The 20,606-nt window shown below is 70.1% G+C and carries 19 protein-coding genes and 1 pseudogene; 10 read left to right on the plus strand and 10 right to left on the minus strand.

Annotated features, from left to right (window positions below):
* Positions 1 to 81: 81 nt before the first annotated feature.
* Complete coding sequence (locus AB0N90_RS12905; RefSeq protein ID WP_365195631.1) at positions 82 to 714, minus strand: hypothetical protein; 633 nt, start codon at positions 712 to 714, stop codon at positions 82 to 84.
* A gap of 85 nt (positions 715 to 799) precedes the next feature.
* Between AB0N90_RS12905 and AB0N90_RS12910 the strand changes: the two genes are divergently transcribed.
* Positions 800 to 1,369: an HD domain-containing protein gene (locus AB0N90_RS12910; protein ID WP_365195634.1), complete on the plus strand. Its 570-nt coding sequence runs from the start codon at positions 800 to 802 to the stop codon at positions 1,367 to 1,369.
* On the opposite strand, the gene AB0N90_RS12915 is transcribed toward AB0N90_RS12910, so the two are convergent.
* Together AB0N90_RS12915 and AB0N90_RS12920 are read right to left on the minus strand one after the other, a co-directional pair.
* Entirely contained in the window at positions 1,357 to 1,830 is a 474-nt protein-coding gene (locus AB0N90_RS12915; RefSeq protein ID WP_365195637.1) for an NUDIX domain-containing protein, read from the minus strand. The two genes, AB0N90_RS12910 and AB0N90_RS12915, sit on opposite strands and share 13 nt — an antisense overlap.
* Positions 1,827 to 2,597 carry a helix-turn-helix transcriptional regulator gene (locus tag AB0N90_RS12920; RefSeq protein ID WP_365195640.1) on the minus strand — a complete coding sequence of 257 codons (771 nt, stop codon included), beginning with the start codon at positions 2,595 to 2,597 and terminating at the stop codon, positions 1,827 to 1,829. Before AB0N90_RS12920 ends, AB0N90_RS12915 begins: the two co-directional genes overlap by 4 nt.
* 149 nt (positions 2,598 to 2,746) lie before the next feature.
* On the opposite strand from AB0N90_RS12920, the gene AB0N90_RS12925 reads away from it, so the two are divergent.
* Both AB0N90_RS12925 and AB0N90_RS12930 read left to right on the plus strand, forming a co-directional pair.
* The gene (locus tag AB0N90_RS12925; protein ID WP_365195643.1) at positions 2,747 to 3,283 is read left to right on the plus strand and encodes a class IV adenylate cyclase; all 537 of its coding nucleotides are present in this window, start codon (positions 2,747 to 2,749) and stop codon (positions 3,281 to 3,283) included.
* A gap of 58 nt (positions 3,284 to 3,341) precedes the next feature.
* Entirely contained in the window at positions 3,342 to 4,469 is a 1,128-nt protein-coding gene (locus tag AB0N90_RS12930; RefSeq protein ID WP_365195816.1) for a radical SAM protein, read from the plus strand.
* 33 nt (positions 4,470 to 4,502) lie between these two features.
* On the opposite strand, the gene AB0N90_RS12935 is transcribed toward AB0N90_RS12930, so the two are convergent.
* Together AB0N90_RS12935 and AB0N90_RS12940 are read right to left on the minus strand one after the other, a co-directional pair.
* On the minus strand, positions 4,503 to 5,078 hold the full coding sequence (locus tag AB0N90_RS12935) for an AAA family ATPase (protein ID WP_365195818.1): 576 nt from the start codon (positions 5,076 to 5,078) through the stop codon (positions 4,503 to 4,505).
* A gap of 233 nt (positions 5,079 to 5,311) precedes the next feature.
* Positions 5,312 to 5,440, minus strand: a pseudogene (locus AB0N90_RS12940) (IS256 family transposase); the annotation flags it as partial.
* 212 nt (positions 5,441 to 5,652) lie between these two features.
* Here AB0N90_RS12940 and AB0N90_RS12945 point away from each other — a divergent pair.
* Genes AB0N90_RS12945 through AB0N90_RS12955 form a run of 3 tightly spaced genes read left to right on the plus strand, consistent with a single transcriptional unit; the run spans position 5,653 to position 8,684 of the window.
* Positions 5,653 to 6,909, plus strand: a complete 1,257-nt coding sequence (locus AB0N90_RS12945; protein ID WP_365195646.1) for a sugar ABC transporter substrate-binding protein — start codon at positions 5,653 to 5,655, stop codon at positions 6,907 to 6,909.
* Positions 6,906 to 7,805, plus strand: coding sequence for a sugar ABC transporter permease (locus AB0N90_RS12950; protein WP_365195648.1), 900 nt, complete (start codon positions 6,906 to 6,908; stop codon positions 7,803 to 7,805). The genes AB0N90_RS12945 and AB0N90_RS12950 overlap by 4 nt, the downstream gene beginning before the upstream one ends.
* A gap of 45 nt (positions 7,806 to 7,850) precedes the next feature.
* Complete coding sequence (locus AB0N90_RS12955; protein WP_365195651.1) at positions 7,851 to 8,684, plus strand: carbohydrate ABC transporter permease; 834 nt, start codon at positions 7,851 to 7,853, stop codon at positions 8,682 to 8,684.
* Positions 8,685 to 8,740: 56 nt separating this feature from the next.
* Here AB0N90_RS12955 and AB0N90_RS12960 read toward each other — a convergent pair whose 3' ends face one another.
* From AB0N90_RS12960 to AB0N90_RS12980, 5 genes are all read right to left on the minus strand, one after another.
* The gene (locus AB0N90_RS12960) at positions 8,741 to 9,313 is read right to left on the minus strand and encodes a class F sortase (RefSeq protein WP_365195820.1); all 573 of its coding nucleotides are present in this window, start codon (positions 9,311 to 9,313) and stop codon (positions 8,741 to 8,743) included.
* Between the two features lie 311 nt (positions 9,314 to 9,624).
* Positions 9,625 to 10,173: a hypothetical protein gene (locus AB0N90_RS12965; protein WP_361667836.1), complete on the minus strand. Its 549-nt coding sequence runs from the start codon at positions 10,171 to 10,173 to the stop codon at positions 9,625 to 9,627.
* Between the two features lie 339 nt (positions 10,174 to 10,512).
* Entirely contained in the window at positions 10,513 to 12,162 is a 1,650-nt protein-coding gene (locus AB0N90_RS12970; protein WP_365195654.1) for a M4 family metallopeptidase, read from the minus strand.
* 149 nt (positions 12,163 to 12,311) lie between these two features.
* Positions 12,312 to 13,781 (minus strand): membrane-associated oxidoreductase, encoded by a 1,470-nt coding sequence (locus AB0N90_RS12975; protein WP_365195656.1) that lies wholly within the window; start codon positions 13,779 to 13,781, stop codon positions 12,312 to 12,314.
* A 5-nt stretch (positions 13,782 to 13,786) separates the two neighbouring features.
* On the minus strand, positions 13,787 to 14,494 hold the full coding sequence (locus tag AB0N90_RS12980; RefSeq protein ID WP_365195659.1) for an ElyC/SanA/YdcF family protein: 708 nt from the start codon (positions 14,492 to 14,494) through the stop codon (positions 13,787 to 13,789).
* A gap of 219 nt (positions 14,495 to 14,713) precedes the next feature.
* Between AB0N90_RS12980 and AB0N90_RS12985 the strand changes: the two genes are divergently transcribed.
* The 4 genes from AB0N90_RS12985 (at position 14,714) to AB0N90_RS13000 (ending at position 20,552) form a co-directional block, all read left to right on the plus strand.
* Positions 14,714 to 16,003 (plus strand): deoxyguanosinetriphosphate triphosphohydrolase, encoded by a 1,290-nt coding sequence (locus AB0N90_RS12985; RefSeq protein ID WP_365195662.1) that lies wholly within the window; start codon positions 14,714 to 14,716, stop codon positions 16,001 to 16,003.
* A gap of 104 nt (positions 16,004 to 16,107) precedes the next feature.
* A complete protein-coding gene (locus AB0N90_RS12990) occupies positions 16,108 to 17,373 on the plus strand; it encodes an FAD-dependent oxidoreductase (protein ID WP_365195665.1) in 1,266 nt (421 codons plus the stop codon).
* 47 nt (positions 17,374 to 17,420) lie between these two features.
* Positions 17,421 to 19,322 (plus strand): DNA primase, encoded by a 1,902-nt coding sequence (gene dnaG / locus AB0N90_RS12995; protein ID WP_365195667.1) that lies wholly within the window; start codon positions 17,421 to 17,423, stop codon positions 19,320 to 19,322.
* A gap of 114 nt (positions 19,323 to 19,436) precedes the next feature.
* Positions 19,437 to 20,552, plus strand: a complete 1,116-nt coding sequence (locus tag AB0N90_RS13000) for an RNA polymerase sigma factor (RefSeq protein ID WP_361667818.1) — start codon at positions 19,437 to 19,439, stop codon at positions 20,550 to 20,552.
* Positions 20,553 to 20,606: the final 54 nt, after the last annotated feature.

Here is a 20,606-nt window from a genome sequence, read left to right on the forward strand (position 1 = left end):
GCTGTCACCGTTCAAAGCTCTGGCCGAGGCGGATAAGCGGATAGGGGAGGCATGAGCGCGGGTTTATCGGGGGCTGGTCTATCAACTGCCGTCGGCTGGGTCCTGCCAGTGCCAGGGCACCGCCGGCGGCAGCCAGGGAGCGCTGTCACTCCGCTCAAGCTCCGGTGCCGTGCAGTCATCCGGCAAGGGGCCGCCGTCGATCACGGCCTCAAGCGTGAATTGGACATAGCGCAGGTACCCACGTACGTCGCGAATCTGCCGCTCGCGATGGCCTTGGCCGATGCCTCGCCACCCGACGTCGAAGCACAGCCGCACCAGGACCCTGTACCGGGCACGTACACGGTCGTCTCCAATGGAGAGAAGGTCGGTTTGCATGCCTCGTCGGACCGCGCTGACAGCCGCTGCGCAATACGCGCGAGCCTGTGCGCTCAACTGAGGCTCGTCCTGCGCAAGGTCTGGCAACGATGGCAGCCATGTATAGAGCTCTGCGAGGCGCTCCAAGAGCCGCTGCGCAGCCTCGGCGGCGCGCTGCTGCTTCCACTGCTGACGTGCTAATGCGCCGGTGGCCGCTTCTTGGGAAGCGGCGAGTTCTACTTGGGACTCGATGGTCCTTGCGGTTTGCCAGCGTGCCACATACACCGCGATTCCTCCGCCGGCCAAAGTCCCTATGAGCGCAGTGGCCGTCTGACTCGCCAGATCCCCCCAGCTGCTCATGCCTCCCATTTTGGCTCCCCAGCGGAACCTCAAACCCTCGCTGCCGGCTTTCGACCGCCCAAGAGGAGCCATAGCCTTGCCGTCCATGGGGCTTACCAAGTGGGCGTACTCCCTCGCCGAATCGATGCTGGCCGAAGCGCTGCCGCGTCGTTGGGCGCATTCGCTCGGAGCGGCCGAGCGGGCACGTTCTCTGAGCTCGATCCTCGGCCGCGACGTCGAGCTGCTTGAGGCCGCCGCCGTCCTGCACGATGTCGGTTACTCGCCCTCCATCGCCGTCACCGGCTTCCACCCGCTGGACGGAGCCCGGTTCCTTCGGGATCAGGAGGGGGCTGACGAGAGGGTCGTACGGCTCGTGGCGCACCACTCCTGTGCGGTCCTGGAGGCAGAGGAGAGGGGGCTCCGGCAGGAGCTGGAGACCGAGTTCGAGATGGAGCGGCCGGAGTTGGTGGACGCGCTCATCGTGGCGGACATGACGACTACCCCGGACGGCGAGTACACGACGCCGGCGGCCCGGTTGAGCGAGATCGTGCAGCGGTACGGGCCGGACACGATCGTGGGCCGATTCATCCAGCGGGCGGCGCCGGAGATCTACGCCGCTGTGGAGCGGGTGGAGAGTCGGATGGCTGATGCCGAGGCGGGCATTCAGCCGATGTAGGGCTCGCGGCGCGTCTCGTCCAGACCATGCTGGATCCGCAGCCGCATGGACGGGTGAATGTCCAGGGAGCCGAGGTCCGTCGGGTCGATCCAGCGGACCTCTTTGGATTCGCTGCTCGTGCAGAGGGAACCGCCCACCGGGTGGGCCCGAAAGCAGATGGAGAACTGCTGTCGCACCTCGCCGTCGTCGTAGGCGAGCACGTGCTCGGGATCGGTGTAGAGCCCGATGATGCCGTCCACCTTGACCTTGATCCCAGTTTCCTCCTCGACCTCGCGCACGACCGTCTCGCCGATGCGCTCGCCGATGTCGTGGCCACCGCCGGGCAGCGCCCACAGGTTGTTATCGGTCTTGTGGATGATCAGGAGTCTGCCAGCGTCGTCACGCACAACAGCTGTGACTGACGGCACGACAGAGTTGGCCGCTGGGGCGTTGGGATCACGGAAGTGATCGATTCGACTCATACGTCTAGACCTCCCAGGTCGATGGGCGAGGAGATGGGCCGCGCGGCCTCCCAAACCCGTTCGACACTCTCAGCGTAGGCGTCGAACAGCTCACCCCCGGGGACGCGCTGGATGTGCAGCACCGGCGCCATGTACGCGCCCACGCCGTACAGGTGGCCGTTGGCGAGCATCTCGTCGTCGGCCCGGTAGATCGAGTTGTAGAGAGTGGAGGAGTGAAGCCGGAACTCCACCCCCGGAAGCCCGAACAGCGGGGCGTAGTTGACCAGGGCGTTTCGAATCTTGCCGGCCATCGCGCCGCCGATTCCCTCGTCCTCGCCGCGCACGGCGACCGCCGCGGACTCGGGGTCCCCGAGCATGAACCGGATTCGGACGCCGGCTGCCGACCTCTCCTTGACGACCTGGTGGAATGCCGCGTCCTCGGTGAGCCAGAAGCCCGAGTAGACGAGTACATCGAAGTGCCGCGAGGCTCGGGCGTAGAGCTGTGGCCAGAGGTGGTTCGGAACCACGGAGCGGTGGGGGTAGAGCCTGACCAACTCGGCGTTCCCGGCCTCGATGACCTCTGCCGAGGTTCGCTCGTCCGGCCATAGATAGGACATCTCGCATCGCAGAAGCGAGGCCGCCGCGTACTTGAAACGCCGGTACGGCTGCCGTCTCGGCTCATTGATCCAGCGTTCGACCGTCTTCGCGGAGACGCCCAGCGCTTCCGCGACTTGATCGCGCGACAGACCGCTCTCGGTGATCGCGCCGCGCAACCGCTCGTTCGCCACGCCGTACTCTCCCCCCCCGCCGGGACGACTTGGGACGGCTTCACCGTAGCGAAAGTCGTGCCCCACTCGTACGTGTGCGAAGTTCAACGTTTCGCGCACAACGGCCATGCTGAGGGCACATCGAGCCAAGTGCTGAGAAAAGGAGCTCCATGCACACCATCGAGTACGAGGCCAAGGTGCTCGGCATCGACCCGGATGCCATGGCCGGGCGCATCAAGGCCGCCGGGGGAATCTTCCAGGGCGAGCGGCTCATGCGGCGGTATGTGTACGACACGGTCCCCCCGGTGCCCGGGCGTTGGGTGCGGCTGCGGGATTCCGGTGGCGCGGTGACCCTCTGTGTGAAGACGATCAGCTCGGACGAGATCGACGGGACCCGGGAGACCGAGACGACCGTCGGGTCGTTCGACGACACGCATGCGCTGCTCGGGCTCATGGGGCTCACGCACCGCAGTTACCAGGAGAACCGGCGCTCGTCCTGGCTGCTGGGCGGCGTGCGGCTGGAGATCGACGCGTGGCCGGGCATCCCGCCCTATCTGGAGATCGAGGGGGACGACGAGGACCAGGTGTGGGCGGCTGCTGAGCGGCTTGCCATCCTCCGGGCCGACCTGACCAGCGAGAACACGACGAAGGTGTTCGCCCGGTACGGGATCGACCTCGACTCGATCGATGATCTGCGCTTCGGCTAGACCTCTCGACCGCGTGCCGACGGGCTCCGCCCCGAAACCCGTCGGCCAGGAGGTGATCATGACCAACACCGGAATCGACACCGGCGCGGACACGAAGGACTTACCCGTCACGGTGGTGCCCGACCGGACCCTGCGCGTCAAGATCATTGATGCGTGTGGGCTCGCCTGCACTTTCTGTCACAACGAAGGCACACCGGTCACCACCGACAACCTCGGCCGCGCGGCCGGGGATTTCACCGGGAGTCCGGGCCGCTCCGGTCGGGTCTCGATCTACCTGGCGAACAACGGCGCGGGCTTCCTGCCGGAGCGGATCAAGGCCGATGCGGACTTCGCCCTCGCCCTGGCGGCCGTGCGCGGCAGTCTTCCGACGAACGAGGTGCATTTCACGGGCGGGGAGCCCACCTTGCACCCCGAGCTGCCGGCCCTTGTGCGTATCGCGCGCCGACTCGGTCTGACGGTGGGCCTCACCAGCAACGGCGAGAACGGAGCCGCCGTACTTCCCGAATGTGCGGCGGCCGGCCTCGACCGGATCAACCTGTCCGTATTCGGTACGACTCCCGAGGAACTTGCCGCGGTCCAGGCGACGCGTCTCGCCTCGCCGAAACTGGCTGCGCGCAAGCTCGACGCCCTCGCCGCCACGATCGAGACCGCGGCCCGCCACGGCGTGAAGGTTTCGGCGAACATCGTGATCCCGGACCGTGATCACGTGGTGCGGGTACTCCGCGTCATGGAGGAATACGGGCGGGTCGTCACGGTGCGGATGCTCGTGAACCTGGAGGGCGACGGGGCGTCGCTCGCCGCCATGCAGGAGGTCGTGGACCGGCTCGGAGCGGTTCCGGTGCGCCGTGTCGTCACCGCCGGCGCCTCCGATCAGCGCGTCCGCTACCGGCTCCCCGACGGCCGGACCCTTTTCGCCAAGAGCATCCGGCCTGTCCGGCTCCCGGACACCTGTGCGGGCTGCCGGTTCAACAATGAGCGGGACTGCCAGGAGGGGTACTACGGCGTGCGAATGTACCGGGCACGGAACGGCCCCTTCATGGTCGGCGTGTGCATTCAGCGCATGGATCTGTGCCTGACGCTCGGAGAGTTCGTGATGAGCAGGCGCTGCGCGGAAGTCCGCGAGTTCCGAGAGGAGGAGGCGGCGCGGCTCGCCGGTCTGTACGAGGGGGTGCGGGCGCCGGGATAGACCCGAGCAATTGCCAGAACCTGTGATCGAGGCTCAGCTCGGATCACCGGTGCGTAGGGCGAGCTTCATTCGTGTGAAGGCTGTGGGAGTCCGCCGTCGTGGCAGGGTGTTCTTGATCTGTTGGGCGATCTCCTCCGGCGTGTTCTTGCTCGTGTCGCATTCGATGTCGTAGATGCCGTGCGCGTGGACCTGGTCGAACTGTCGCGCGGCAAGACCTGGGGTCCGGTCGCCGCGGATCCGTTCCCGTCGCTCCAGTTCCGGCAGCGGGCAGTGAACGCCGACGAGGACGACGTTCTCGGCGGGGAACAGGTCGAGGCAGTCGAGGAGGCGCCAGCGCCGGCTCAGCAGATGGTCCACCACGATGTGATTGCCGGCTGCGGCCATCCCGGCTACCGCGCGGTGGAAGCCCCTGGCGGTTCGGTCGATCTCGGCCTGCAGGTGCTCGTCGGGAATGTCCCGGTCAGACCGCATGGCATGGAAGGCGTCCACCGGCATGTGAAAAAATGATTCGTCCAGGATCTGGAGAAGCTCCCGGGCGATGCTCGTCTTACCGGAACTCGATGTCCCGTTCAGGAAGATGATCAGCCCGCCCGGCCTCTGGCCGGACATTTCAAGACCACTGGGCTCGCTGAAGCTGGCCGGCACCTCGTCCGGCTCTGCATCGTCATGCGACATGGGCGGATGATCTCGAAGGTCGCGGCAGGCTCGCCACCGGAATATATGCCGCTTCGGTCTCCCGCTCGACCAGGACGCCGTCCTCGAACGGGGCTCCACGCGAACCGGAGGCCCAACTGGGCGCCGGTGATCGCGCGCCAGTGGGCCGGGGCGGACGCGACAAGCTTGAAGAGCATCGCCAGGGCCTTCCACAGGCCCATCGCGCCATCGCCAACCACCAACTCGGGGTCGCGCGTGCTCCTGCGGCGGCAGTCGCGCAGCAGGTCGGCCCTCGACGCCGTCGACTCGCGCTGCCCGGCGGCACGTCGCTCACCTTCGGAGAGTCGCAGCACCACGGGGCCAGGAGCGGTGACCACGGTCCGGGCCCGATGGGGGCCGTTCCGGATGGCCAGGTACCCCTCACCCACCGTCCGCGCCCAGTGACACACCGCCGCAACCCCCCTTTCGTAATCGTCCCGCATGGTTGATCGTTGGGCCGTGCGTTGAGGACCGACGTCAGGGGGAGTGCATGACGATCAGCCGTAGGACGCTGCTGGGCGCGGGTGCCGGGATCGGTGTGGGGGTGGTGAGTGGCTGTGGGTCCAATACCGGGCGTGGGGGCGGGAGTTCCGGTGGGGTGCGGCTTGCGCAGTGGTATCACCAGTACGGGGAGGCCGGGACCGAGCAGGCGGTGAAGCGGTATGCCGGGGCCTACAAGAAGGCGCAGGTCACCGTGCAGTGGCGGCCCGGGAATTACGATCAGCAGACGGCCGCGGCGCTGCTCACCGATTCCGGGCCCGATGTGTTCGAGGTCAACGGGCCCTCGCTCGACCAGATCCAGGGCGGACAGGTCGAGGATCTGACCGCGTTGCTTGACGGGGTCAAGAGCGACTTCAATCCCGCGGTGCTGGCGCCGAAGACGTATCAGGGGAAGGTCTACGGCATTCCGCAGACCGTTGATATGCAGATGCTCTACTACCGCAAGAGCATGCTGCGGGACGCGGGAGTCCAGCCGCCGCGGACGCTTGATGAACTGGTCGACGCCGCGAAGAAGTTGAGCAGCAGCAAGGTAAAGGGGCTGTTTCTCGGGAACGACGGGGGAGCCGGAGTGCTCGGCGGAACGCCCCTGTACGCGGCCGGACTTCAGCTGGTCACCGGGGACGGGAAGGTCGGGTTCGACGACCCGGCGGCGGCGCGGGTGCTCGGGAAGCTGAGGGAGCTGTACGCCGGTAAGGCACTGCTCCTCGGCGCACCCACCGACTGGTCGGATCCGTCGGCCTTCCTCCAGGGGCTCACCGCGATGCAGTGGTCCGGGCTGTGGGCGCTGCCGCAGGTGCAGAAGGAACTCGGGGACGATTTCGGGGTGTTGCCGTTTCCGGGGGACGGGAATCAGGGGAAGCCGACCGTTCCCGTCGGGGCGTACGGGGCCGCCGTCAGTGCGCGGAGCAGGCACAAGGAGGCGGCGAAAGAGTATGTGAAGTGGCTCTGGGTGGAACGGACCGACTACCAGGAGGACTTCGCGCTCGGGTACGGCTTCCACATCCCCGCGCGGATCTCGCTCGCGAAGAAGGCCGGCAAGCTGCGGACCGGCGCGGCCGCCGACGCCGTACGGTTCGCCACCGAGCACGGATACGCCCAGCCGCTGCTGTGGACCCCCGCCTCCCAGACCGCCTACCAGGACGCCCTGAGCCGGATCATCAAGGACGGTGCGAACCCGGAGAGTGAACTGCGCGGTGTCGTACGGAAGGTGTCCGCGGAACTCGACCGGGTCAAGCACACCTCGTGAGGCGCCGCAGGGCTCTCTGGTTCTGGGTGTTCGTCGGGCCCTTCGCGGCCGGGCTCGCGCTGTTCACGTACATTCCGCTGCTGTGGAGCGTCGGGCTGAGCTTCTTCGACGCGCACAACACCGTGACGCCCACGGACTTCGTCGGCCTGGACAACTACACGGCGATGCTGGAGGACAGCGCGTTCACCGGGAGCCTGCGCACCTTCCTCGTGTTCACCGCCGTCATCGTGCCCGTCACCTTCGCCCTCTCCCTGGCCCTCGCGCTGATGGTCAACCGGGTGCGGCGGGCCCAGGCGTTCTTCCGCTCGGTGTTCTTCCTCCCGGCCGCGTGCAGTTACGTCGTGGCCGCCCTGATCTGGAAGATGTCGATCTTCAACGGGGTGCGCTTCGGACTCGCCAACACCGTTCTCGGCTGGTTCGGCACCGATCCGGTGGCCTGGCTGTCGACCACCCATCCGCCCTGGTACTGGCTGGTCATCGTGACCGTACGGCTGTGGCTCCAGGCCGGGTTCTACATGATCCTGTTCCTCGCCGGGCTCCAGCGGATCGACCCGGTGCTGTACGAGGCCGCCGCCGTGGACGGGGCCCGGCCCGGCTGGACGGTGCTGCGGCACATCACCCTGCCCCAACTGCGCGCCACCTCCGTCGCGGTGGTGCTGCTGCTCGTCGTCAACGCCTTCCAGGCCTTCGACGAGTTCTACAACCTGCTGTCGGACGCGCGGGGTTATCCGCCGTACGCCCGTCCGCCGCTCGTCTACCTCTACTACACCGCCCTCGGCCAGGGGCAGAACCTGGGGCTCGGCAGCGCGGGCGCCGTGATCCTCGCGCTGATCATCGCGATCGTCACGGTGGGACAGGCGCGCTGGCTCAAGCTCGGGAAAAGCGGGGAGGAGTGAGGAGGAATGAGGGGGAATGAGGGGGAGGGGAGAGGAGTGAAGGCGATGGATGATGCTCTGGCGAGGGTCGGGCGGGCGCTGCGGGCCGTGGTGCTCGTCGTGCTCGCGCTGCTCTTCCTCATCCCCTTCTATCTGCTGGTGCGCAACGGACTGTCCAGCGAGCGGGACATCACCTCGCCCGAATGGACCTTCTTCCCGGCCGAGTTGAGATGGGGGAACGTACGGGAGCTGTTCGACGACCCCTCCGTACCGTTCGCCCGCTCGCTGCTCAACTCCGCCCTGATCGCCGTCGCCACCACCCTCGGCACCCTGCTGCTCGCCTCCCTCGCGGGGTACGGCCTCGCCCGCATCCCCTACCGGCACGCGAACAAGGTGTTCTACGGCATCCTCGGCACCCTGCTGGTCCCGGCCGCCGTCACCTTCGTACCGACCTTCGTGCTGGTGTCCTCCCTCGGCTGGGTCTCCACGCTGCGCGGGCTGATCGTGCCGACCCTGTTCTCGGCGTTCGCCTGCTTCGTCTTCCGGCAGTACTTCCTGGGCTTCCCGCGGGAGTTGGAGGACGCGGCCCAGGTCGACGGGCTCGGCTACTGGCGGACGTACTGGCTGGTGGTCGTGCCCAACGCGCGCCCGGTGTTCGCGGCGGTCGGCACCATCGTCTTCCTCGGCGCCTGGAACTCCTTCCTGTGGCCGCTGGTGATCGGGCAGGACCAGAGCGCCTGGACGGTCCAGGTGGCGCTGTCCTCCTTCACCACCGCCCAAGTCGTGCGCCTGCACGAGCTGTTCGTCGCGGCGGCCGCCTCGATCCTCCCGCTGCTGGTGGTGTTCCTGTGCTTCCAGCGGTGGATCGTGGCGGGGGTGGAGCGCTCCGGCATCGACTGAGGCCGAGACGGAGACCGAAGACCGAGGCCGAGACCGAAGGGGGGCGGGACGGCGGCTCAGTGGCTGCCGGTCAGATGGGCGAAGACGACCACATTGCCCTGATAGCCGGTGGTCTTCGAGTAGCCGCCGCCGCAGGTGATCACCCGCAGCTCGGGGCGCGGTGCGGCGCCGTAGACCTTCTGGTCGGGGAAGCCGCTGGCGGCGTAGACCTCGACGGCGTCCACGGTGAACTCGGCCACCGTGCCGTCCCGGCGGTCCACCTCGATCCGGGCGCCCCGCTTGAGCGCGCCCAGGTCGTAGAAGACGGCCGGTCCCTCCGTGTTGTCCACATGCCCGGCGACGATCGCGGTCCCCCGCTCGCCGGGCGTGGTCCCCGCCTCGTACCAGCCGGCCAGGTTCTTGTTCTGCGCGGGCGGCACGTCCAGGCTGCCCGAGGAGGTGAGGGCGAGGCCCATCAGCGGGGCGTTCACGCGGATGGCCGGGATGCGGATGCGCAGCGGCGGGGACGGCGGCAGCGAGGGCGCGGACAGGCGCTCCTCGCCGGGGTCGGGGCGGCCCTCGGCGGCCGCCGGCTGCGGGGGAGTGTGCGACTGGCCGCCCAGCAGCCAGACCCCCGAGGCGAGGGCCATGACGGTGACCGCGGCTATCGCGGTGTCCCCGAGCCGCCGCGAGCCGCGCCCGCGGACTTTGCGGATGCCACGGGTACGGCTCCCGGCCGGACGTGTGCTGCGCATACGAACCCCTCTCCCGGGAGCGGACCCCCGAACTGGACCTGGGGCGGATCCTCTAACTGGTGCTGGGCGGACCCCCGAACTGGGCCTGGGGCGGGCCCCCGAACTGGACCCGGGGCGGACCCCCTCCCCCTCCGGGCCGCGAGGGGCATCGGACCCGGAGGGGGCGGGACTTGCGGTACCGGCGGACGGACAGCGGAGGGTGTCCGTCAGATCCCGTCGCCTCTCGCCCGGCGATGCAGGAGCCAGGTACCGCCCGCGGCGGCGACGGCCAGCGCCGTCACGCCCGCCGCGGTCTGCACGGGGTCGGGACCGAGCGCGCCGCCGACCCCCGTCTTCAGGCTGCCCCGCGGCTGCACCTGCTCGTGCGCCGCACCGAGGGCCACCACCAGGTCGCCCGTCACCTGTCTGCTGCCCTCCGCACACTTCGCGACGATCTCGTACGTCCCCGGCTGCGCGCTCGGCGGCACCTGGAACTGACCGATCGCCTCGCCCTGGTGCGTGGTGGGCGCCAGGGTGAAGACGCCGGCGCCGACCGCGCCCGCGTCCCCGGTCGCGCCGCTCTTGTCCCCGCAGGCGGCGGTGTTCACCGTGACCTGTCCGCCGGGGATCGCGGTGGACGGGTACACCTCCAGGGTGCCGGTGGGCGCGCGCAGGGGGCGCGTGGCCGCGGCGCCGCCGTAGGCGGGCGCGGCGGCGAGCGCCGCCGTTCCCACGGCGAGCGCGGTACCGGTCAGCAGACGGGCGGTGCGGCGCATGGTGCTCCCCGAAGCTTGTCGAGCTTGTCCGACTGGTGTGTCCTCTGCCCTTCCGAGGTAAAGGGCTCGCGCCGGGATCCGCTTGCCGAGAGATCGGCCGGACTGCGGTGAACGGGTGGCGGCCGCGGCGGCCATACGGCTGAGGCAGGGCGGAGTCGGGGCAGGTCAGGGGTGGTGTGCCGGGGAGCACAAGAAGAAAGTACGAAGAACACACGAATGGAGCGACGAGGGGCCGTTGAACGGGTGACCGGGTGAACCGGGTGGTGACGGGACGTCAGCCGGGCCCGGGGGAGGTGGCGCCCCGGGCCCGTACCGCCGATCCGGTCCTGTCCGGTCCGGTCAGTTCACGTTGACCGCGCTCCAGGCCGCCGCCACCGCGCTGTACTCCGCGCTGCCCGCGCCGTAGAGGTCCTTGGCCGCGTTGAGGGTGGCCGTGCGGGCGCCCGCGTAGTTGGTGGAGGACGTCATGTAGACCGTCAGCGCCCGGTACCAGATCTTGCCGACCTTGTCGTGGCCGATCCCGGTGACCGTGGAGCCGTTGTACGTGGGCGAGTTGTAGCTGACGCCGTTGATGACCTTGGCGCCGCTGCCCTCCGCGAGGAGGTAGGCGAAGTGGTTGGCGACGCCGGAGGAGTAGTGGACGTCGAGGTTGCCCACCGAACTGCTCCAGTAGTCGGCCGAACTGCCGTCCCTGGAGGGCTTGTCCATGTAGCGCAGGGCGGTGCCGCCGAAGCCGGACCGGACGATCTGCTCGCCGATGAGGTAATCACCGGGATCCGAGGGGTTGTTCGCGTACCACTCGACCATCGTGCCGAGGATGTCGGAGGTGGCCTCGTTCAGGCCGCCGGACTCGCCCGAGTAGGTCAGGCCGGCCGTCTTGGAGGTGACCCCGTGCGACATCTCGTGCCCGGCGACGTCCAGCGCGACCAGCGGTCCGAAGGTGGTCCCGTCGCCGTCGCCGTACGTCATGCAGAAGCAACTGTCGTCCCAGAACGCGTTGTTGTAGTTGCTGCCGTAGTGGACGCGGTTGTACGAGCCCTTGCCGTCGCCCGCGATGCCGTTGCGGCCGTGGACGTTCTTGTAGTAGTCCCAGGTCTCGTCGGTGCCGTACTGGGCGTCGACCGCGGCCGAGGAGCGGTCGCCGGTGGCACCCGTGCCCCAGTGGTTGTCGGCGTCCGTGAACACGGTCGAGGGCGCCCGGCTGATGCAGATGCCGAAGATGCACAGATCGGTCTTGTTCGCGGCGTCCCCGGTGTAGGTGTTGCCCCGGGTCGGGTCCTTGAGCTGGTACGACGATCCGGACTGGGTCGTCTCCAGCGGCACCGTGCCGCTGTACAGCGACCGGCCGTCGCCGGTGGCGGTCTCGATGCTGTCCCAGGCGTCGATCCGGGCGCCGGTGCGGGCGTCGGTCAGCACGGTGCGGGCGACCGGGTTGCCGAGCGAGTCCAGGGCGACCGCGTCGGTCCGCCAGGCCAGCCTGGGGGTCCCGTGCAGCGCGTCCACGATCAGCTGCGGCTTGGCCTTCACCTGCCGCAGCCGGTTCCCGAGGTGGGCCGCGCGCAGCGCGTTCGTCGCGAGGCCGGCGGCCTCGGGCGCGGACACCTCGGGTGTGGTCGAGGGCAGCGCGAGCGCGGCGCGGCTCGCCCGGTCGGCGCCCCGGTAGCCGCCGTCCGGGCCGATGTGGACGACGAAGTCGCCGCCCAGTATGGGAAGTTGGTGATACGTACGGTCGTAGCGGACGTGCTGGCTGCCGTCCTTGTCCACGATCACGTCCCGGACGCTCGTGGCCTGCGCGGAGTCCAGCCCCAGGCTCGACGCGTGCGCGAGGAGCGCCGAGGCCGCGTGCTGCACGGCGGCGGCCCGGGTGGGTCCGGGGGCGGCATGGGCGGCGGGGGAGAGGGTGACGGCCAGCAGGGCCGCGCTGCTGACGGCGACACCGGTGGTGGCGAGACGACGGGATCCTCGGACGTGCTGCCGTATTCGGCTCATCTGTCTCCTCGGAAAGGGCGCCATCCAGGCATGGGGGGATGACGCTGGACGCCCCTGAGATTTAAGGGGGCATGACAATTAATGTCCATAGGGAGTTCACAGGAAGGGGAGAAGGGGACCTTGTCCGGCCTGTTTCGACTACCCGTCCCTTACTGCCGGTTCAGGGAGCGGGTGATGCCCGCCGCGATCGTCGTGGCCAGCACCCAGCCCAGCGCGATCAGCAGGTACGACAGCCACTGGAAGCCGCCGCGCGGGGCGTACGCGCTCTCCTGGCCGAAGTCGATGATCGGCAGGAGCAGGTCCAGGGTGTAGAAGAGCGGGTTGAAGGCGGGGGCCTCGGACGGCTTGAGGGCGGGCGGATGGTGCAGGGCGAAGACGAGGGTGCCCGTGCACAGCAGCAGAAGGAGCCAGAGCCCGGCGCGCATCGGACGGAAGCCGTAGCCGACGGCGGCGTCCTGGAGGTAGCCCCACAGCCGGGCGTACGCCGGCAGGGTGCCGCGGTGGCGGCGGAGCTTGGCGAGCTGGACGGTGCGGGCGGCACCGTCGTCGCCCACCGTGCGGTAGGCGGTCGTCAACTGCTCGTAGGGGTACGGCAGGTAGCCGTCCGGTTCGCGTTCCAGCAGCGGCAGCCGCTGTTCGGCGGGCAGGTGCGGGGTCAGCACGCGGTAGGCCAGCCCGTCGAGTTGGACCCGCTCGGGCCATACCTCGGGTGCCACATGCAGCAGGTCGAGCTGGGCGCGGCGCAGATTGACCGTGCCCTCGATCGGCGCGGCCGAGCGCAGCCACAGCTCGCCGATCACCGCGCTGCTGGCGCGCAGGGCGTGACCGCCGGGGTTCGTCAACCGGGCGTAGGCCAGGTTGAGTTGCCGGGGGATGCGGGCGCCGCCGAGGTTCACCCGGCCCCGCGCGCGCAGCCGCATCGCGTGCAGATCGGTGCCGACCGCGAGCACCTCGGCGTGCAGCGCGGTGCCGCCGGGGGCGTCGAGCACCGCGTCGTTGAGATTCACCTGCCCGCCGACGACGGCCCCGTTCAGCTGCACCGTGCCGTGCGCGACCAGCCCGGGCGCCCAGACGTCCGTGGCCACCTCGGCATGGTTGAGCTGGAGCACGGCCTCCTCCGGGTCCGCCCCGGGCGTCCCGAGCCGCGCCCCGTTGGCGAAGAACGCCCCGGTCAGCCTGGCGCCCTGGAGCCGTACCGGGCCCGCGACGCGGCAGCAGGTGATCCGTACCACCCCGTCGGCGCGCAGCGTCCCGGCCGTCAGCCCCGGCAGCACCGAGTCGGTGAGGACCAGGGCACCGACCCGCGCCCCGTACAGGTCGGGCGCCTGCTCGAAGTGGCAGGCGCGCAGCCGGACGGCGCAGGTGACGGTGCCGTACTTCAGGTCGAGCCGCCCGGTGACGCGCGCGCCCGCCACCTTCAGGCCCGCGGTACGGCCCTCCGCCACCGGGCCCGTCAGCAGCAACTCCCGCAGGAATTCCGCCCGTAGGGACCGCTGCGGCCCCCAGTCCGCGCCCCGCCCGGGATCGTCGTCGTCGCCCTCCCGGAAGTCGACCCCCTCGCCGAGCGGGAAGGCGTCACGGACCCGGCGCTCGGCGGGCGTCAGCTCGGTGAGGTCCATGCGGCTCAGCCCTTCTCGCGCCGGGTCGGACTCGGGCTTCCCGCCCCGGCCAGGGCGTCGGCGACCCCCTTGTCCCGGGGGCCCAGGAACGTCGGGTCCGGGTGGAAGACCGTGTCCAGCAGCGCCTTGTCCGCCGCGAACACCTCGCGCGTGCCGCCGTAGTACCAGGTGGCGTCGTGCGGCTCGTCGACCCCGACGCCGTACGAGTCGATGCCCGCCGCCTCGCACAGCGCGACCGCCCGCCGGATGTGAAAGCCCTGGCTGACCAGGACGGCACGGTCCACGCCGAAGATCTTCTTGGCCCGTACGCAGGAGTCCCAGGTGTCGAAGCCGGCGTAGTCGCGCACGATCCTGCCGCCCGGCACGCCGTGCCGGGTGAGGTAGGTGCGCATGGCGTCCGGCTCGTCGTAGTCCTTGCGGCTGTTGTCGCCGGTGACCAGGACGACCTTGACCCGGCCCGCGCGGTACAGCGCCGCAGTCGCGTCCAAGCGGTGCGCGAGGTAGGGCGACGGCTCCCCGTTCCACAGCCCGGCCCCGAACACCACCGCGACCGGCGCGGGCGGCACGTCCGCGACCGTGCGCAGCCGGTCCGCCGTGGACGTGAACAGCCAGGCCCCCGGCAGCAGCGCCAGCGCGCAGCCGGCCACCACGACCCACACCAGCCGCCGCTGCCCGGTACGGGTGCGCGGCAACCGCGGTCTTCGCATCCTCATACGGCCCCCCTCGGCACGAACACGGCCCCCCTCGGCACGAAACATGGCCCCCTTCGGCACGGAACACGGCTCCCCCCGGCGAGGACGCCACCAGCGGCCGTCCGGTTCGCCTCGGTGTGCGAATCCGCCCCGCCGGGACGGCCGAATTCCCGCTCCCGCCATCCGACTGGGCCACCCGGCACCCCCCATTCGTCACCCCTTGCGTCTACTGTCGAAATCATGGAAGGCAGCGCACCCCCCGGCCCCTGCGGCCCCGATCCCTATGGCCCCGCGGACCTGGAGCGCTTCGCGCCCGAGCCCGACAAACGCCCCGGCCGCACCGCCTTCCAGCGCGACCGCGCCCGCATCCTGCACTCCGCCGCGCTGCGCCGCCTCGCGGGCAAGACGCAGGTCGTGACGCCCGGCAGTCACAGCCAGGTCTGGGACGCCAGCCCCCGCACCCGGCTCACCCACTCCCTGGAGTGCGCCCAGGTCGGCCGGGAACTGGGCGCGGCCCTCGGCTGCGACCCCGACCTCGTGGAGGCCGCCTGCCTCTCCCACGACCTGGGCCATCCGCCCTTCGGCCACAACGGCGAACAGGCGCTCAACGCGTTCGCGGACGACTGCGGCGGCTTCGAGGGCAACGCCCAGTCGCTGCGGCTGCTCACCCGCATCGAGCCCAAGCGGTTCACCGAGCAGGGCTCCGTCGGCCTCAACCTCACCCGGGCCGCGCTCGACGCCGCCACCAAGTACCCCTGGCCGCGCGGCGCCCACCCCAGCGACCCCGGGTCAGGGAAGTTCGGTGTGTACGAGGACGACCGCCCGGTCTTCGACTGGGTCAGGGCCGGCGCCCCCGGCACCCGTACCTGCTTCGAGGCCCAGGTCATGGACTGGGCCGACGACGTGGCCTACTCGGTGCACGACGTCGAGGACGGCCTGCACGCCGGCCACATCGACCCCAACTGCCTGCACGCCGAGCCCGAACGGGCGGCCGTGTTCGAGGTGGCCATCGGCCGCTACGTCCCCGCCGACACCGACCCGGCCGAACTCGCGGACGCCCTCGACCGCCTCCAGGACGCCGAGTGGTGGCCGCACGGCTACGACGGCACCGCGGTCGCCCAGGCCCGTCTGAAGGACGCCACCAGCCAGCTCATCGGACGGTTCTGTCTGGCCGCCGAGGGCGCCACCCGCGCCGCCCACGGAACCGGCCGGCTCACCCGCTACGACGCCCGTCTCGTCGTACCCCGGGCGGCGCGGATGGAGTGCGCGGTGCTCAAGGCGGTCGCCGACCGGTATGTGATGCAGCGTGCCGAGCAGGAGCGGCTGCGGGCCGATCAGCGGGTGATCGTGGCGGAGCTGGCCGAGGCGCTCACCGCCCGCGCGCCGGACGGCCTGGATCCGCAGTTTCGGGCCCTGTTCGACGGGGCATCCGACGACCACGCGCGCAAGCGGGTGATCGTCGACCAGATCGCATCCCTCACCGACGCCTCCGCGCTCTCGCTGCACGCGAGACTGACCGGGCATATGTGAGAGGAACGTGCACCGGGTGGCCTGATCGGGTCACTCCCCCTTCCCGCGGCACGCCGTGTGCGGGACGCTCGCGGGTGGCGGCACCCTTACGAGGAGGCATACAAGTGGTCGACGCGGATCAGACATTCGTCATCGTCGGAGGCGGCCTCGCCGGCGCGAAGGCGGCGGAGACGCTCCGCGCGGAGGGCTTCACCGGCAGGGTGATACTGATCTGCGACGAACGCGACCACCCGTACGAGCGACCGCCGCTGTCCAAGGGCTTCCTGCTCGGCAAGGAGGAGCGCGACAGCGTCTTCGTGCACGAGCCCGCCTGGTACGCGCGCAACGACATCGAGCTGCACCTCGGCCAGAGCGTCGACCGCATCGACCGCAGGGCCAAGACCGTGCGCTACGGCGACGACGGCACCCTTGTCCGGTACGACAAGCTGCTGCTGTGCACCGGCGCCGAGCCGCGCCGCCTGGACATCCCCGGCACCGACCTCGCGGGCGTCCACCATCTGCGCCGGCTCGCGCACGCCGAGCGGCTCAAGGGCGTGCTGGCCTCCCTCGGCAGGGACAACGGGCATCTCGTGATCGCCGGCGCCGGCTGGATCGGCCTGGAGATCGCGGCGGCGGCGCGCGAGTACGGCGCGGAGGTCACCGTGATCGAGCCGGAGCCGACCCCGCTGCACGGCGTGCTCGGCCCCGAGCTGGGCAATGTCTTCGCCCAGCTGCACAGCGGGCACGGAGTGCGCTTCCAGTTCGGGCGGCGGCTCACCGAGATCATCGGCCAGGACGGCATGGTCCTCGCGGTGCGCACCGACGACGGCGAGGAGCACCCGGCGCACGACGTCCTCGCGGCGATCGGCGCGGTGCCGCGGGTCGCGCTCGCGGAGGCGGCGGGCCTGGAGATCGCCGACCGGGCGCACGGCGGCGGGATCGTGGTGGACGAGCGGCTGCGGACGTCCGACCCCGACATCTACGCCGCCGGTGACGTGGCCGCGTTCCCGCTGGAGCTGTTCGGCACCCGGGTCCGGGTCGAGCACTGGGCCAACGCGCTCAACGGGGGACCGGCGGCGGCGCGCTCGATGCTCGGCCAGGACGCCGTGTACGACCGGGTGCCGTACTTCTTCACCGACCAGTACGACCTGGGGATGGAATACAGCGGGTGGGCGCCGCCGGGGTCGTACGACCAGGTGGTCATCCGGGGCGACATGGGCAAGCGGGAGTTCATCGCGTTCTGGGTGCGCGAGGGGCGGGTGCTCGCGGGCATGAACGTGAATGTGTGGAACGTCACGGAACAGATCCAGCGCCTCATCCGGTCCCGGGCCCAGGTGGACGCGGACGCGCTGGCCGACCCGCATGTGCCGCTGGACCGTCTCGCCCCCTGAACCCCCGAAGCCACGGAGCGCTCCTTCCGCCACCGTAGAATTCATCCGTGGCAGGACGGATCAACGACGAGGACGTGAAGGCGGTACGGGACGCGGTCCCGATCGACGCCGTGGTCTCCGAGTACCTCCAGCTGCGCAACGCGGGCGGCGGCAACCTCAAGGGACTGTGCCCGTTCCATGACGAGAAGTCGCCGTCCTTCCAGGTCAGCCCCGGCAAGGGACTCTTCCACTGCTTCGGGTGCCAGGAGGGCGGCGACACCATCACCTTCGTGATGAAGGTGGACCACCTCTCCTTCTCGGAGGCGGTGGAGCGGCTCGCCGCCCAGGCCGGGATCACGCTGCGGTACGAGGAGGGCGGGTACAACCCGGCCCACCAGCGCGGCGAACGCATCCGGCTGGTCGAGGCGCACAAGATCGCCGCGCAGTGGTACGCCGAGCAGCTGGCGGACAGCGCGGAGGCGGAGACCGGCCGGGTCTTCCTCGCCGAGCGCGGCTTCGACCAGGGCGCCGCGGTGCACTTCGGCGTCGGCTACAGCCCCCAGGGCTGGGACCACCTCACCCGCTATCTGCGCGGCAAGGGCTTCAGCGACAAGGAACTGATCCTCTCCGGCCTCTCCCAGGACGGCCGGCGCGGACCGATCGACCGCTTCCGGGGCCGGCTGATGTGGCCGATCCGGGACATCGGCGGCGAGGTCGTCGGCTTCGGCGCCCGCAAGCTGTACGAGTCCGACAACGGGCCCAAGTACCTCAACACCCCCGAGACCGCGATCTACAAGAAGTCGCAGGTCCTCTACGGCATCGACCTGGCCAAGAAGGAGATCGCGAAGTCCAGCCGGGCGGTCGTGGTCGAGGGCTACACCGATGTCATGGCCTGCCATCTGGCCGGAGTGAAGACGGCCATCGCGACCTGCGGTACGGCCTTCGGCGGCGAGCACATCAAGATCCTGCGCCGGCTGCTGATGGACAACGGCTCGGCCCGGGTGATCTTCACCTTCGACGGTGACGCGGCGGGCCAGAAGGCGGCGCTGCGGGCGTTCGAGGACGATCAGAAGTTCGCCGCCGAGACATACATCGCGATCGCGCCTGACGGTATGGACCCCTGCGAGCTGCGGCTCGCCAAGGGCGACGCGGCGGTCGCCGACCTGGCCGAACCCCGCACCCCGCTCTTCGAGTTCGCGCTGCGGCAGATTGTGGACCGATACGATCTAGATACTGCGGGTGGACGCGCGGCGGCGTTGGACGAGGCAGCACCGGTGGTGGCCAAGATCAAGGATCGCAGTGTGCGGCGTGAGGTCGCGGTGCAACTGGCAGGCCTGGTCGGAATCTTGGACCAAGAGTTCGTTGTGGATCGCGTCGGCTATCTAGTCCGCCGAAATGGGGATGGCGGACAGGCGAATCAGGCTCGGTCGCGCAGTCGTATGCCGGAATACGCCGCTGCCCCGCGCCCCACGCATGTCGGACCCGCCCTCACGCTACGCAACCCGGTGTACGCCGCCGAACGCGAACTCCTCAAACTCGCCCTCCAGCGGCCCGAGTTGGTCTCGCCCGCCTTCGACGCGTACGGGGTGGACGAGTTCACCGCCCCGCCCTACGCCGCCGTACGGCAGACCATCGCGGAGGCGGGCGGCGCGGAGTTCGGCGTGTCCGATCCGCAGGAGTACCTGGTCCGGGTCCGCGAGGCCGCGCCGGACGACGCCGCGCGCGCCATGGTCACCGAACTCGCCGTCGAACCGATCCTGCGCCGCACGGTCGACGAGACCTACGCCGGTACCGTCCTGGTCCAGATCCGCCGCCGCGCCGTCGAACGCCGCATCCGCGACATCGAGTTCCAGATGACCCGCCTCTCCGCCGGCGGCGACCCGGGCCAACTGGCCGCCGTCCAGAACGAGATGTGGATCCTCCAGCAGTACGACCAGTCCCTGCGCGAACGGGGCGCGGCGGCGCTCTAGGAGCCTTCAGGGGCTCCTCGGGCGGGCGCGGTCAGCAGCGGGTCACGGATCGGACGCAAAAAGTCACCGCACACCCCTCGTGGCGGTGATGTGTCGTACTCCACACTGTGGGGGATGCCGAGTCCGGCGTACATCCTGGAGGTCGCCCTCGTGCAGACCCAGACCCTCACCCCTACTGCCCAGAGCACCGGTGCCGGCGTGGACGAGACGGACGCGGAGCCCGACGGCGTCGCGGCCGTGCCGCCGCAGGGGCGTGCCCCGCTGCATCCGGAGGCGGGCGCCGAGGAGGCGCCGGCCGCGCCGCGGACCGAGAGCGGCGGGCCGTCCGCCGATCTGTTCCGGCAGTACCTGCGCGAGATCGGCCGCATCCCGCTGCTCACCGCCGCCGAGGAGGTCGAGCTGGCCCGCCGGGTCGAGGCCGGGCTGTTCGCGGAGGAGAAGCTGAGCAACACCCCTGATCTGGACGGCGAGTTGGCGCACGACCTGGACCGGCTGGTGGTCATGGGGAGGCTGGCCAAGCGCAGACTGATCGAGGCCAATCTGCGGCTCGTCGTCTCCGTCGCCAAGCGGTACATCGGGCGCGGGCTCACCATGCTCGACCTCGTGCAGGAGGGCAACCTCGGGCTGATCCGCGCCGTGGAGAAGTTCGACTACGCGCGCGGCTACAAGTTCTCCACGTACGCCACCTGGTGGATCCGCCAGGCCATGTCCCGCGCCCTCGCCGACCAGGCCCGCACCATCCGCGTCCCGGTCCATGTCGTGGAGCTGATCAACCGGGTCGTACGGGTGCAGCGCCGGATGCTCCAGGAACGCGGGTACGAGCCGACGCCCGAGGAGGTCGCCGCCCATCTCGACCTGCCGCCCGAGCGGGTCGGGGAGGTGCTGCGGCTCGCCCAGGAGCCCATCTCGCTGCACGCCCCCGTCGGCGAGGAGGACGATGTGGCGCTCGGCGACCTCATCGAGGACGGCGATGCCGCGAGCCCCGTGGAGTCCGCCGCGTTCCTGCTGCTCAAGCAGCATCTGGAGGCCGTGCTGTCCACGCTGGGCGAGCGCGAGCGCAAGGTCGTACAGCTGCGCTACGGCCTCCTGGACGGCCGCCCCCGCACCCTGGAGGAGATCGGCCGCCTCTTCGGCGTCACCCGCGAACGGATACGGCAGATCGAGTCCAAGACGCTGAACAAGCTCAGGGACCACGCGTACGCCGACCAGTTGAGGGGCTACCTCGACTGAAGCCGGAGCAGGAAAAAGGGGCCGCCCGGAGAACTCCGGAGGCGGCCCCCCTTT

This window comes from Streptomyces sp. NPDC093018, assembly GCF_040684035.1.
GTDB classification, from domain to species: domain Bacteria; phylum Actinomycetota; class Actinomycetes; order Streptomycetales; family Streptomycetaceae; genus Streptomyces; species Streptomyces murinus.